This is a genomic window from Halochromatium roseum (assembly GCF_016653315.1).
In the GTDB taxonomy this organism is placed as follows: Bacteria; Pseudomonadota; Gammaproteobacteria; order Chromatiales; family Chromatiaceae; genus Lamprobacter; species Lamprobacter roseus.
The window spans coordinates 23,495-37,566 of the sequence record NZ_NHSH01000082.1; the positions used below are offsets into that span (position 1 = coordinate 23,495).

The 14,072-nt window shown below is 61.4% G+C and carries 13 protein-coding genes; 4 read left to right on the forward strand and 9 right to left on the reverse strand.

Features of this window, described 5'->3' with window-relative positions; genetic code table 11:
• Positions 1–119 precede the first annotated feature (119 nt).
• From CCR96_RS22835 to alaC, 3 genes are all read right to left on the reverse strand, one after another.
• Positions 120–353, reverse strand: coding sequence for a BolA family protein (locus tag CCR96_RS22835; protein ID WP_201224120.1), 234 nt, complete (start codon positions 351–353; stop codon positions 120–122).
• Positions 354–444: 91 nt separating this feature from the next.
• Positions 445–1,761, reverse strand: coding sequence for a homoserine dehydrogenase (locus CCR96_RS22840; protein ID WP_201224121.1), 1,317 nt, complete (start codon positions 1,759–1,761; stop codon positions 445–447).
• 51 nt (positions 1,762–1,812) lie between these two features.
• The gene (gene alaC, locus CCR96_RS22845) at positions 1,813–3,024 is read right to left on the reverse strand and encodes an alanine transaminase (RefSeq protein WP_338035935.1); all 1,212 of its coding nucleotides are present in this window, start codon (positions 3,022–3,024) and stop codon (positions 1,813–1,815) included.
• 427 nt (positions 3,025–3,451) lie between these two features.
• Here alaC and CCR96_RS22850 point away from each other — a divergent pair, with 427 nt between their 5' ends.
• The gene (locus CCR96_RS22850) at positions 3,452–4,006 is read left to right on the forward strand and encodes a hypothetical protein (RefSeq protein WP_201224123.1); all 555 of its coding nucleotides are present in this window, start codon (positions 3,452–3,454) and stop codon (positions 4,004–4,006) included.
• A gap of 93 nt (positions 4,007–4,099) precedes the next feature.
• Here CCR96_RS22850 and CCR96_RS22855 read toward each other — a convergent pair whose 3' ends face one another.
• Entirely contained in the window at positions 4,100–4,912 is an 813-nt protein-coding gene (locus CCR96_RS22855; RefSeq protein WP_201224124.1) for a DNA-formamidopyrimidine glycosylase family protein, read from the reverse strand.
• 87 nt (positions 4,913–4,999) lie between these two features.
• Between CCR96_RS22855 and lpxD the strand changes: the two genes are divergently transcribed.
• Positions 5,000–6,160, forward strand: coding sequence for a UDP-3-O-(3-hydroxymyristoyl)glucosamine N-acyltransferase (lpxD, locus tag CCR96_RS22860; RefSeq protein WP_201224125.1), 1,161 nt, complete (start codon positions 5,000–5,002; stop codon positions 6,158–6,160).
• A 671-nt stretch (positions 6,161–6,831) separates the two neighbouring features.
• The gene (locus CCR96_RS22865; protein ID WP_201224126.1) at positions 6,832–7,182 is read left to right on the forward strand and encodes a Fis family transcriptional regulator; all 351 of its coding nucleotides are present in this window, start codon (positions 6,832–6,834) and stop codon (positions 7,180–7,182) included.
• Between the two features lie 32 nt (positions 7,183–7,214).
• Here CCR96_RS22865 and CCR96_RS22870 read toward each other — a convergent pair whose 3' ends face one another.
• Positions 7,215–7,916: an SDR family NAD(P)-dependent oxidoreductase gene (locus CCR96_RS22870; protein WP_201224128.1), complete on the reverse strand. Its 702-nt coding sequence runs from the start codon at positions 7,914–7,916 to the stop codon at positions 7,215–7,217.
• 260 nt (positions 7,917–8,176) lie between these two features.
• Between CCR96_RS22870 and CCR96_RS22875 the strand changes: the two genes are divergently transcribed.
• Positions 8,177–9,112, forward strand: a complete 936-nt coding sequence (locus CCR96_RS22875; protein WP_201224130.1) for an NAD(P)H-binding protein — start codon at positions 8,177–8,179, stop codon at positions 9,110–9,112.
• A 34-nt stretch (positions 9,113–9,146) separates the two neighbouring features.
• Here CCR96_RS22875 and CCR96_RS22880 read toward each other — a convergent pair whose 3' ends face one another.
• Genes CCR96_RS22880 through CCR96_RS22895 form a run of 4 tightly spaced genes read right to left on the reverse strand, consistent with a single transcriptional unit; the run spans position 9,147 to position 13,780 of the window.
• A complete protein-coding gene (locus CCR96_RS22880) occupies positions 9,147–9,623 on the reverse strand; it encodes a rhodanese-like domain-containing protein (protein WP_201224132.1) in 477 nt (158 codons plus the stop codon).
• 58 nt (positions 9,624–9,681) lie between these two features.
• Positions 9,682–10,329, reverse strand: a complete 648-nt coding sequence (locus CCR96_RS22885) for a response regulator (protein ID WP_201224134.1) — start codon at positions 10,327–10,329, stop codon at positions 9,682–9,684.
• Entirely contained in the window at positions 10,329–11,936 is a 1,608-nt protein-coding gene (locus CCR96_RS22890; RefSeq protein ID WP_201224192.1) for a GAF domain-containing sensor histidine kinase, read from the reverse strand. Before CCR96_RS22890 ends, CCR96_RS22885 begins: the two co-directional genes overlap by 1 nt.
• A 32-nt stretch (positions 11,937–11,968) precedes the next feature.
• Positions 11,969–13,780: an ABCB family ABC transporter ATP-binding protein/permease gene (locus CCR96_RS22895; protein WP_201224136.1), complete on the reverse strand. Its 1,812-nt coding sequence runs from the start codon at positions 13,778–13,780 to the stop codon at positions 11,969–11,971.
• Positions 13,781–14,072 lie beyond the last annotated feature (292 nt).

The window sequence follows — 14,072 nt, forward strand, 5'->3', positions numbered from 1 at the left end:
CTCACAGCACGGCCGGACCGCCTTCGGCCTTCACCTTACCTGTCTCTTTCGCCTATCTCTTTCGCCTGTCTCTTTCGCCTGTCTCTTTCGCCTGTCTCTTTCGCCTGTCGCTTTCCAGTTCACCCCAAACGCTGTTCCGGCGTCAGGGTCTTGATCGACAGCGCATGGAGTTCGCCGGAGGCGATCTGCGCCTTCACGGTATCCATGACTAACCGCTGCTTCTTAATCGGGGTCAGACCACTAAAAGCGTCGCTGACCACAACCGCCTCGAAGTGACTCCCGTCACCCGTCACCTCAACCTCAGACCCAGGAAGGCCATTGCGGATCAACTGTGCTACTGCTTCGATTTCCATCGTCTTGACTGCTCGCTTGTCGGTGGGCCATTGCGGCCCGGTTCTGCTTGTGACGGCTATGTTGGGTTGCGAGGCCAGTCGAGCAAGGGACTCAGCCCTCGAGTCCTTCCATGCGGATGCGCACCACCTTGCCAGAGATCCCATCAAAGGCCTCGATGCGGGCGATGGCACGGTTCATCGCTGCCTCTTCGATGCGGTGGGTGAGCAGGATCAAGGGCACCGTGCTCTCGCCCTCCGCCGGCTCCTTCTGCTTGATCGCCTCGATGCTGATCCCCTCCTCGCTCAAGATGCCAGCGATGCTCGCCATCACGCCGGGACGATCCAGTGCGGTGATGCGCAGATAGTAGGCGGTCTCAACGGCATCGATTGGCAGCACTGGGGTATCGGCCAGCTCACCAGGCTGGAAGGCGAGGTGCGGCACCCGGTTGGTCGGGTCGGTGGTCAGCGCACGCACCAGGTCGACCACGTCGGCGACGACCGCTGAGGCCGTCGGCAACGCGCCGGCTCCAGCCCCGTAATAGAGCGTCGGTCCAACCGCATCGCCCTTGACCAGCACCGCGTTCATCACCCCATCGACATTGGCGATCAACCGCCGATGCGGGATGAGCGTCGGATGCACGCGCATCTCGATGCCGGCGGTGGTGCGGCGCGTGATCCCGAGATGCTTGATGCGATAGCCCAGTTCAGCGGCAAAGGCGACATCCTGCGGCTCGATCTGCGAGATGCCCTCGGTGAAGGTCTTGTCGAACTGCAGCGGTATCCCAAAGGCCAGTGAGGCGAGGATGGTCAGCTTATGCGCCGCGTCGATGCCTTCGACATCGAAGGTCGGGTCCGCCTCGGCATAGCCGAGCCGCTGCGCCTCCGCCAGCACATCCGCAAAGTCGCGGCCCTTATCGCGCATCTCGGTAAGGATGAAGTTGCCGGTGCCATTGATGATGCCAGCGATCCACTCGATCCGATTCGCAGCCAGGCCCTCGCGCACCGCCTTGATGATCGGGATACCGCCGGCGACCGCGGCCTCAAACCCGACCATCACGCCCTTGGCCTGGGCCGCGGCGAAGATCTCGTTGCCATGCATCGCAATCAGTGCCTTGTTGGCGGTGACCACATGCTTGCCATTCTCGATCGCCTTCAGTACCAACTCACGCGCCGGCGAGTAGCCACCGATCAGCTCGATGACGATCTCGACTTCAGGATCATCGACGACCGCAAAGGCATCATCACTAATGCGCTCGATCTGCTCGAGCCCCTGGATCCGCGCTGGATCATACTGACGCGCAGCAGCGTGCGTGATCTGAATGGCACGCCCGGCGCGGCGCGCGATCTCATCGGCGTTACGCGTCAGGACGGTGACACTACCGCCGCCAACGGTGCCCAAGCCCAGCAGACCGATCTTGACCGGTTCCATAGGTTCTCCTCGTGCTTATCGCTGATCGCGGCGACACCGCCGCGCATGATGTTAGGGTGGCGTCGAGCCAGCGCGCGCATCCTCACGGAACATCTGCTTGATGCCGCGAACCGCCTGGCGGGTTCGATGCTCGTTCTCGATCAGGCTGAAGCGCACATGGTCATCGCCATAGTCGCCAAAGCCGACGCCCGGAGAGACCGCAACCTTGGCATCACGCAGCAGCTTCTTCGAGAACTCCAGCGAGCCCATCTCGCGATAGGCCTCCGGGATGCGCGCCCAGACGAACATGGTCGCCTTCGGGCGCTCGACCGCCCAGCCGGCCTCGTTCAAGCCATCGCAGAGACAATCGCGACGGCCCTGATACATATCGCGGATCTCGGCGACGCAATCCTGCGGCGACTCCAAGGCATGGATGGCCGCAACCTGGATCGGCGTGAAGGTGCCGTAATCGAGGTACGACTTGATCCGCGCCAGGGCCGCAATCAGCTGCGGATTGCCGCACATGAAGCCGATCCGCCAGCCTGGCATGTTGTAGCTCTTCGACATCGAGAAGAACTCGACCGCGATCTCCTTTGCCCCCGGAATCTGCAGGATCGAGGGTGCCTTGTAGCCGTCGAAGACGATATCCGCATAGGCGATGTCGTGCACCACCCAGATGCCGTGCTCGCGGGCAATCTCGACCACCTGCTCGAAGAACGCCAGATCCACGCACTGGGTGGTGGGATTACCGGGAAAATTCAGCACCAACATCTTCGGTCGCGGCCAGGAGTCGAGAATCGCGCGGCGCAGCTCCTCGAAGAAGTCGACCTCCGGGGTCAGTCGCACGTGACGCACATCGGCGCCAGCGATGATGAAGCCGTAGGGATGGATCGGATAGGCTGGATTCGGCACCAGCACGGTGTCGCCTGCACCCATGGTCGCCAGCGCGAGATGCGCCAACCCTTCCTTCGAGCCAATCGTCACGATCGCCTCGCTACCGGGGTCCAGCTCGACATCGAAGCGATCCAGGTACCAACGCGCGATCGCGCGGCGCAGTCGCGGGATGCCACGCGAGACCGAATAGCGATGCGTATCGCGTCGCTGCGAGGCCTCGACCAGCTTGTCGACGATATGCTGCGGCGTCGGCTGATCGGGATTGCCCATCCCGAAGTCGATGATGTCCTCTCCTCGTGCTCGTGCCGCAGCCTTCAACTCATTGACAATATTGAAGACATAGGGCGGAAGCCGCTCGATACGGCGGAAACTCGGCTGCGGGGCGACCACGGAGACCTCTAACGGTGGAAATGGATAATCTAGAGAGTGTACAGCTGAGCTGGGCGGATCAAAAGCAACCTGCATCGCGCCGAGCGTCGAACGTGGCTCACTCGAGCGCCGCAGACCATGAGCGATCAGCCGATAGCACAGCTGGCCGGCTAGGTTCGAAGATGCTGCGCCGAGACCAACTCGCGGATTGCACCGGCAACATCGCCAGCTCGTCCTTGGTGGAGGGCAAACATCGCAGTACCCAAGTTCTGCCAATGCGCAGATAGAATCAAGACCCATCTCCTGTCCTCTGAAAGGACGCTTGAGCTGGCCCCGCTTTGCCTTCATTTAGGTCTCATTTTAGGTCGATTTTACCCAGCAAAACAGTCAGAAATAAAGTCGAAACTCGGTGGCTCATCAAGCCTCCGAGCACAACCTGGAGTCATGCATGGCGTTACGCATCAAGAGTCACTGGTGGAATGACGAGCATCAGCGCTCGCTCGACGAGATCGGCGGGGCACTGGCCTTCATCGCTTGGCGAATCGCCGTCGACAAGGCGATCTCGCTGCACTGCGAGCGCTTCGTCTATCGCGACGACGCCCAGCGACTGGAGGTGATCCAGGAATACCTGGTCTTCATGATCCAGATCGCCGATCGGCTCAGTCATGGCCTGCTCGACGACGCGCAACGGCGCGAGCTGATCACGGCCTTCGCAAAGAAATTGATCGAGCATGTGCAGGACAATAGCCAAGACCTGCTCGGCCCCGGCGACTACGGCTCGCCCTTCCTGAGCCGGCTGAATGCGCGCTCCGAGGAGTACGCCGAGTTCCAGCTCGACGACGAAGGCCCGACCTACCCCTTCCTGCGCCACCTCGGCTTCGAGATCCAGCAACTCATGGGGCGCGAAGAAGAAAACCGCTGGATCATCGACCAGGTGATGGACAAGGACGGCTGGGACGCTTACAAGCGCTTCGCCAAGGCGTTCCACGATCTCTTTGAATGACCGGGGGTCTGCGGCGCAAGCTGTCATGGGACGATCTCGTTGGATATGAACGCCTGTTCTTCATCGAACTTGCGGCTCAATCCAAATTGCAGTTCATACCGGCTGCAAGCACGCCGAATCCTGCGACTGGCAGTTTTCACACCAGTAGGTCGAACGCGGCTGTGCGCCAAGAATGGCGCGCCTTATCGGCAGATCGCAGCGCAGGCAAGGCAGACCGCGGCGGCCGTAGACCCACAGATGGGCGCGGCGATCTTGTGCAAAACGCGTTGTACGCGGACCACCGCCAAGATTGGCCTTGAGCAGCTCGGCTGCATGCCGATAGATCCCAACCAAGGCCTCATCACTGAGGCTATCCAAGGTTGCGAACGGGGAATGGTGCTCAAGAAAAAGAAGCTCAGACTTATAGACGTTGCCGATCCCGGCCGCCAAGCGCTGATCCAAGAGCACATCAACCAACAGCGTCGTCGGCGAGAGCAGTTGCCGAGCACGAGCCAGCAGCGCTGCTGGCTCGATCGGCTCGCTGATGAGATCGATGCCAAGCCGATGTTGTTGATCTGCCAGCCGGAAGCCCCCTTGCTCGAGCCACTCGGCCTGCTTGGCGTTGAAGCACACATAGTCCCAATCCAAGGCTTGGATCAGGATCGAGGCCTGCCGCCGCGGCCGCTGCCAAGGCTCCCCGGAGCGGTAACGATGCCAACTGCCGTAAAGTCCCAGGTGACTGCGTAGCAGTCGAGCATTGTCCAAGGCAATATAGAGATGCTTACCCTGAGCGCTGACGCGCTCGACCTGTGCCGGTCCGGCAGAGGCACCAAACGCCGGATGCAACCGTAGCGCCTGGATCGGTTGCCCGGCCAATGCCTGATCCAGAAACCGCGCCAGCTTGGTGATGGTATCGCCCTCGGGCATCTGCTGTTATCTCAGGTCTCATCTGGGGCCGCAGTCGGCCTTCGCTTGATCCACAGACAGCTTGATCCACAGACAAAGGAACTCATCATGGTCCTCGATTTCGCTCAGCTCTGCGAACTCCTCGAGATCGCCCCACCGGCCGTTGCAACCAAGGCTCCGCCCGCCGCTGCAACAAACGCTAGCCGAGCCGATGTCGATGCCGCCGCGGCGAACGCAGCGCCGAACCAATCCCGCCCAGCATACCGGGCCAGGATCAGCGGCTTTACCGGCGTCAACAGCCTGGCCCTCGCTGGACCCAGCGATCTGTGCTTCGCCGAGCACAAAGATCAGGCCGAGGCGGTGAGCAGCAGCCGAGCCGGTGCCGTTATCGTTCCGCCTGACTTTCCAGCGATCGATGGCCCGGAACTGCTTCGGACCACGCGCCCAAGAGAGCGTTTCTTCAGCATCGCCGAGCGCTTCGTTCCGCGGCCAACCACCGCAGGCATCCATCCTAGCGCCGTTGTCGACCCCAGCGCCCAGATTGAGGAAGAGGTCTCGATTGGCCCGAATGCGGTGGTCGGCGCAGAGGTCAGCATCGGGCCGCGCTCGATCATCGGCCCTGGCAGTGTCATCGAGGCCAAGGTCAGCATTGGTGCCGACTGTAACCTTGAGGCCAATGTCACCATCCACCGCGACTGCGAGCTGGGCGCTCGCTGCATCCTGCACTCAGGCTGCGTCATCGGCGGTGATGGTTTCGGCTTCGTCTGGGACGGCAGCAAGCATCGCAAGGTTCCGCAGCTCGGGCGCGTCGTCATTGAAGACGAGGTCGACATCGGCTGCAACAGCTGCGTGGATCGTGCCACCCTCGGCGAGACCCGCATCCGCTGCGGCACCAAGATCGACAATCTGGTTCAGATCGCCCACAACACCGACATCGGCGCACAGGTCATCCTGGTCAGCCAGTCTGGCGTTGCTGGTAGCAGCCGCCTCGGCACTGGCACCATCGTCGCCGGCCAGGTCGCCATCTCCGACCATCTTGAGATCGGTGCCGGCGCCCGCATCGGCGGGCAAGCGGGCGTGACCAAAGACGTTCCAGACGGGGCGACCGTCTTCGGCACCCCGGCTCGACCGATGAAACAAACCCTGCGCGAGCTCGCCGCGCTCACACAGCTACCAGCGCTGATCAAGACGATGAAGGGCTGGCGGGCCGAGCTTGCCGAACTCAAGCAGCGGATTGTCGAGTTGGAACAATCCTTACACAACCCCTAAGCCGGATACACAAGCCCTGAGCAAAAAAAACCCCGCCAACGGCGGGGGAACACGACAAGGAGTCAGAGAGCTTCACTGAAGCTCGCTGACTTCGAGCCCCGGTCGAGCGCAAAGTTCGCTCCTAATACCCTATCAACACCAGATGAAAATTATGGGATTACGAAGCATCGGACATTGACCAAAGTGTCGAGCGAGCACTAGAAATTCAGGTGTGTAAACGCCAACTTTGTGGTATTGTCTTAGCCTTAATGGAGAGGTCTAAACGCGCCGCCGCCCCACCCCCTTCGCGGTACCGGCCCCCAAAAGGACTCATCACTTTGGTGACACCTCCGGCAACATCGCTCCACCCGAGCCAGTATTGTCCGCTGAACCGGCACTACCGGACTCAGGAAGTCGAGAAGACCGAAGGCCACTCCAGGATGCGCAGGGTATCGTAATGCTGAGTGCGCCAGCTGCCGTATTCAGAGCCCATTGGTACCGCAGTCCTCTGTGATGAGCAGTTCCATGAAGAGCGTAGCCACGCCCGAGCGGACCCGTAGCCAATTGATCGGATCCCCGTCGAAGCCAGAGCCCAACCGCAGAGCGATCTCATCGCCAGAACCGGGCTTGGCGACCAATGCAACCTATCGCAACAGCGAGCACTGCACTGGTCACATGCAATGAGGTAGTGAATGAGCGTTAGAATTTCTGGAGACTTTCTTGCGTTGGACAATCGCATCAAGCGCCTGATCAATCAGCAGGCACAGGCGATTCAAGCCAGCTTCCCTGGCCGCGACTACGAGATCGGGGCACGTATCGCCGAAGAGTTCGACCAGCTCAACGGCCACCGCGTCCGCTTCGAGCTCGTCGTCACCTCACCCGAGCGGCAACAGATCATCGTCCGCGAGGCGCAGAAGAAGGCCGAAGAATCGATTAAGTCCGCATTTTCGAGCCTCAAATCGAAGCTACGCCGACTCGGCGCACGGCGACCTCAGCGAACAGCCTCCGTCACCACCACCTCACTCCCCGCTGCGAGCACCTAGCGCTATCCACATCCGCGCTTCCATCGCCGTTCTCAAAGCATCCGCAGTGAAGACAGCCCCGCATCAACCCTAACAACCTGGCCGGTCACCAGTTTTGCGTCGGTCAGTAACCAGCGCGCAACCTCAGCCAACTCCTTCGCCGAGCCGATGCGCTTCAAGGGATGCCGATCCGCGGCTGCCTGCTGCTTGTCTTCAGTATTTAGCAGGCGGCCTGCCAAGGGCGTGTCAGTGATGGTGGGGGCGATCGCATTGACCCGAATCTCGGGTGCCCATTCGGCGGCAAGCGACCGCATCAACCCTTCGACCGCCCCTTTCGCGGCCGCAACCGAGGCGTGAAAGGGCATGCCGGTGCCGACAGCCACGGTGCTGAACAGCACCACCGAGGCCTGATCGCTGCGCTTGAGCGCCTCGTATGAGCCCTGCAGGGCACGCACAGCCCCCATTAAGTTGAGCTCGAGATCATCGCGGAACTCCTGTTCACGGAGTCGACCAAAGGGTTTCAGACGGATGCTGCCCGGACAATAGACCAAGCTATCAAGCCGTTCTGGTAGCGCGTCGCGGGGAAACGGCTCGCTGAGCGCATCCCAACGCACGCCACGCGCCGAGACGACGTCTGGAGCCTTCTCCGGCTCTCTCGAGAGATGTGTGACCTGATGACCATGCTCGACGAGGGACGCGACCAGCGCCGCGCCGATGCCAGAGCTGCCGCCGATGACCAAGCTGTTATTTGCCATTTCAGGCCTCCGAGTCGATGTGAGTAATGCAAGATCAGGGAGAATCTTGACTCTTCATGACCTTTACAAGCCTCGCTAATTAGCTCGAAAGACCATACATTATCTAGACACCGGGAATTGCAACAGAGATTCACCGGCATCTAGCCTTGCGTTTGGGTAGCGCCTCCATGGCAAGCACAGTAGCGCACCAGGGGCATCTGTGATCACTCAAGCCCGCCTGCCCAGACCCTCTCTCAACCCTTTCCTCTCGGAGACCCATGATGAAGATTGGAATCATCGGCGGCACCGGCTTCGTCGGCAGCTACATCATCGATGCCTTGTTGCACGCCGACCACGAGCTGCGCGTACTGACGCGGCCTGGCAGCGAGCACAAGCTGAACGCTCATCCTAATTGCATCGCTGTGCCCGGCGATGTCGCCAACGAGGCCGACATGCGCGACTGCCTGAGTGGCACCGAGGCCGCGATCTACCTGATTGGCATCTTGCGCGAGCTGCCACAGCAGGGCATCACCTTTGACGCGATGCAGCGGCGCGGTGCTGAGCGCAGCATCGAGATCGCCGAGGAGCTTGGGGTCAAGCGTTTTCTGTTGATGAGCGCGAACGGCGTCGATGCCGCTGCGCCAGAGGACCAGACCCCTTATCAAACCACCAAGCTGGCCGCCGAAGAGCGTCTCAAGCACTCAACCCTGCAATGGACTATCTTCCGTCCCTCGGTGATCTTCGGCCCGCCGCGTGGCCGCATGGAGTTCTGCACCCAGCTCAAGGCCGAGCTGATCGATAGCCCAGTGCCAGCGCCCCTCTTCTTCGCTGGCCTTTCACCGCTGGGTGCAGGCGGCTTTCGACTCGCACCAGTCCATGTCGAGGATGTCGCCGCCGCCTTCGCAACCGCGCTGACGCGCGAGGACGCGATCGGACAGACCTATGCGCTCTGCGGACCCGACAGCCCAAGCTGGAAGGAGATTCTGAAGGCCTTGGCGACCGCCAGCGGGAAGTCGAAGCTGATGTTGCCAGCGCCAGCGCTGGTGCTCGAGCCGGTGGCGGCAGTTCTTGGCCGCTTCAGCTGGTTCCCGGTGACCCGCGATCAGCTTCGTATGCTGCTGGCCGGGAATACCTGCAGCGACGATGGGCTGGCTCGACTCGGCATCGCTGGGCGACCGTTCGACCAAGGCACGCTTGGCTATCTCGCCAGCCCTTAGCGATGCTGCTGATGCTGCTTCATAAGCGCTCGCTTCAACCGCGCTCGGCGGCGGGTCGATGCTGATCTGGGCGCAGCTTGGGGGTAAAGTAGACGTCGGCCTCATCGAGATCGACGTCCTTGCCCTCACCATCGACCAAGGGTTGCTCATAGTCCTTCCAACCACGCACCCCGCTCTGCAGCGAGACGACATTGCTGTAACCGAGTACCTGCATCGCATGCGCGGCAAGGATGCTGCGATTACCGGAGCGGCAGACAACGACGATCTCGCGCTCGCGTGCTCGCACCAGCTCCGGCTCGGTCTCCTCATAGTCCCACTCGCAGGCCGACTCCAGAATACCGCGCGGCACGTTCAACGAACCGGCAATGTGCATGGCATCAAATTCGCTCGGCTCCCTGACATCGAGGATCAAGAGATCAGGATTGGCCTCGAGCCGCTCCTCGAGATCCCAGGGCATGATCTCGCGAACATCGGTGAGACAGTGGCTGATCAGTTCGAGAAAATTCTTCATGAATACCTTATTCAGTGATTCCAAATTCTTGATTCTGTGATGCTGTGATTAGCGCCGTTTATTCTCGGTCGCAGAGCCCCTGCTCAACCGCGAGCACCGCGGCCTCGACGCGGGAGCGCATCTTCAGTTTGCGCAGGATCGATTTCACGTGCAGCTTCACGGTACCCTCGGAGATCCCCAGCTCGTTGCCGATGACCTTGTTGCTCTGGCCACCCGCCAGGTGGCAAAGGATCTCCATCTCGCGTGGCGTCAGGTCTGAGAAGGTGACCGCAGACTCTTCTGCCGCCGCTGTTTCCTGCCGCACCGCTCGCGCCAAGGCGCTGGTGAGTTCGGGCGCGACGATGGTCTGTCCGGCGATGATCCCTTGCAAGGCGGCGACCAGGTCGTCTGGTTCCATGTCTTTGAGCAGATAGCCGTTCACACCCGCTTGGAGTGCCTCCACGACGTCACGCTCATCGGTGCTGGTGGTCAGCATCGCCACCCGGCGCTTGATGCCCTCGCGCTGCATCTTGCGCACCAGGTCGATCCCGTTCTCACCCGGCATCCGTAGATCCATCAGCACCACATCCGGGGCGCAGTCCCGGGCCAGCCGCAGCCCGACATCGCTGTCGCCAACCGCATCGATCACCTCGATCCCGCGCCGTTCGAGTAGCTCGAGCAAGCCGATGCGAAACAACGCATGGTCATCGATCAGCAAGACGCGCATCAGCTGACCTGCTCGGTCGCGCCACCGCGCGCCGTGGGATTGAAGACCAGCTCGATGCGCGTGCCCTCGCCGGGCTCACTTTCGATATTCAGCGCTGCACCGATCCGCCGGGCGCGTTCCTCGAGGATTGATAGTCCGATATGCTCACCCGGATGACCGCTGCGCCTTGGGGTGCTAAATCCAATGCCATCGTCCTCGATCAGCAGCACATACTCGCCGGTCTGTTCACGGGTCAGTAGCACCCGAACCGTCTGCGCCTGTGCATGCTTGCGCACGTTGGTCAAGGTTTCCTGGACAATCCGCATGATCTGCAGTTCCTCGGCGGCCGAGAGGTCGAATGGACGACATCCCATCTGAAAGGCGGCATGAATGCCGGTGCGCTGACCAAAACGGCGCGTGATGTCTTGCAGGGTCGGGATCAGCCCGCGCCGATCCAAGGGCGCGCGGAAGCTCCCGAGCAGCTCGCGCAGCTCGCCGTGGGCCTCGTCAATCCCGTTACGAATTCGCGTCAGGTCGGCCTGTGCCTCGTCCGGAATCGCATGTCCGTCTAGCGCATCCGCCAACATCCGCACCTGCAGACGCAGGCTGGCCAGGGTCTGCGCCAGCGAATCATGCAGCTCATGCGCAAGCGAGCTGCGCTCTTCCAAGATCGAAAGTCGCTGGGCCTCATGATCGGAACGATACTTGGCAATCGCCACGCCGATATGCTGGCCAATGGTCGCAAGCAGGTCGAGGATATCCTCGCGGCGGCTGATCCCAGAGCGCTCGATGAAGATCGAGTAAGCGCCAAGCAGCTCATCGTGGTGCTTGAGCGGGACCGTCACCACCTCGAGTTCATCGCTATCGAACATCCGCCGGCCATAGACCCGCGAACAGTAGCGCAGGTCATTGTCGCAGACGATCTCGCCAGCGCAGAGCACGGTGCCGCAAAGACAAAGATCGACCGGCGCCATATCCTGCTCACGCACTAGGCCATCGTCCAGCCCGATCGAGCCGACCAGCCGTGGGCTGCCATCGGGCGCCACCAGCCGTGCGGTTGCGGCGCGACCGTTGACCATCTCCTTTAAGGTGCGCAGAAAACGCAGCAACAGCGCATCCAGACTCTCGGCGCGTGCGATCTCAGCGGCGACATCATAGAGGATCTTCAGCGACGCGGTCTTCTGTGCCAAGCGCATAGTTTGCCGCGCGACGCGCGTGTCCATGTCTTCGTAGAGATCGGTCAGCTCAGCGTTCAACGCGCCGATGTCGCGCGCCATAGCATCCAGCACACCAACGTTCGACAGCGACCGACTCGCGCCCGGCTCGCCCTGACAGACCCGAGCCACGGTATCTTCGAGGCTGACTAGGGGCATCAGCAGCTGCGTCTTGAGACGCACAGCGGCCAACAGCGCAGCCGCAAGCCCAGCGCTCAGAAAACCGAGGCAAAACCACTTGGGCCAGGTCTGCCCAGGCGCGGCGATATTGACCAGCAACAGGCCAAGTGCGCCAAGCAGCGCCAAGGCCACCGTCGCCAAGGGCCAGGCGAGCCGCGCTGAGACCAGAATCTGTCGCGCCCGATGCGCGGCCTCGGCGCGCGCGGCCCGAGCACCACCGCTCGAGGCCGCCACGGCATCATGCAAGACCGGCTTAAAGGGCAAGGTCACGATCCCGACTCCTGTCGATCCGCCTCACGCTCGCGCTGTTGCAACTCCCACATCGCCGCATAGGTACCGCCTTGGGACAGTAAGCTGCGATGTGCACCCTGTTCGATGACACGCCCTTGATCCATCACCAGGATGCGATCGGCGTCGACCACGGTCGAAAGCCGATGTGCGATCACCAGCGTGGTGTGATCCTCCGAGACCTCGGCCAGTGTCTGCTGTATAGCCTGTTCGGTGCGGCTGTCCAGCGACGAAGTGGCCTCATCGAAGATCAGGATGCGTGGCCGCTTGAGGATGGCACGGGCGATGGCGACGCGCTGCTTCTCACCACCGGACAGTTTCAGCCCGCGCTCGCCGACGACCGTCTCCCAACCCTCCGGCAGCCTAGCGATGAAATCAGCGATGTGGGCCAGCTCGGCCGCACGCCGGACCTCGTCCTCTTTGGCGTCGGTGCGGCCATAGGCGATGTTGTAGCGGATGCTGTCGTTGAACAGCACCGTGTCCTGGGGAACAACGCCGATCGCCGCGCGCAGGCTGTCTTGCAGAACCCCGCGGATATCCTGATCGTCGATCAAGATCCGTCCCTGCTGCGGGTCGTAGAAACGAAACAACAACCGTGCCAAAGTCGATTTGCCAGCGCCGCTATGGCCGACCACGGCGACCTTTTCACCCGGGTCGATGCGAAAATCGACCGCTTGCAGGATCATCCGCTCCGGCTGATAGTGGAAACCGACCTGCTCAAAGCGGACAGCGCCCTTGTTCAACACCAGCGGCGGTGCAGCCGGGGCATCGGTAATCTCCGGCGTGCGCTCGAGCAGCTTGAATACCAGATCCATGTCGGCCAGTGCATATTTGATCTGCCGATAGACGATACCCAAGAAGCCAAGCGGAATGAACAGTTGCAACATGAAGGCGTTGACCAACACCAGGTCACCGATGCTCATGTTGCCGTTGACCACGCCTTGGGCGGCATAGGCCATGATCACCGTAACGCCGATGGCGATGATGCTGCCCTGGCCGAAGTTGAGCAGCGACATCGAAGACTGGCTCTTGACCGCAACGTCCTCCCACTGGGCGAGAGTGTTGTCATAGCGCTCGAGTTCGAGTCGCTCGTTCCCGAAGTATTTAACGGTCTCGTAGTTGAGCAAGCTGTCGAAGGCGTGGGTATTGGCGCGCGAATCGAGCACATTCATCTGCCGGCGGTAGTCCATACGCCACTCGGTAATCGCGAAGGTGAAGCCGATGTACACCGCCACGGTGCCAAAGGTCACCAGCGTAAAGATCAGCTCGTACTTGGTCAGCAGCACGACGGCGACCAGCGTGAACTCGACCAGCACCGGGATCACGCTGAACACCAAGTAGTTGAGAATGGTCGCGATCGAGCGCGTGCCGCGCTCCAGATCCCGACTCACCGCCCCACTCTGACGGCCGAGATGATAGCTCAGCGAAAGCTGATGGAGATGCGTCAGCACTCGCGTCGACAGGCGTCGCATGGCGCGGAAGCGCACCCGAGCGAAGACCACGTCACGCAGCTCGTTGAACAGCGAGCTGCTCAGCTTCAGCGCGCCATAGGCCAACAACAGGCCAATCGGCAGCACCAGGATCTGCTCGCGCGCCTGCTCGAAGGCATCAACGATGTTCTTGAGTACGATAGGCACGCCGACGTTGGCGAGCTTAGCGCAGATCAGGCAGGCTAACGCCAGCAGTGCGCGACCGCGAAACTCGGCCAGATAGGGCAAGATACCGCGCAGGTTGTGACGATCACGCCGGTCTGAGTGGACGCGCTCGGTGGCAGCATGGATTCGAATCATGGGTGATGCGGTTTGGGAGAGATGAGTCGGGCGAGGTTATAAGGTCACTGAGCCGGTGAAGTTGGGTTTGGTCGAAGCGTTTGGTCGCAGCCGATTGAAGCCTCTGCACTCGTCGGCGAAATCTGCCATTCCAGTGCTCTTTTTGGGATCAGCCGACGGTCAAGGCCAGATCGCGCGGACAGGGATAGCGGGCGCGCTCAAGATCAGCACCCGCGCATGCAAGGCTTGCACTAAACATTGACCTCGCCGCGCTCAATCCTACCTTGTAAGCACTGGCCTGGATTGTTGACGG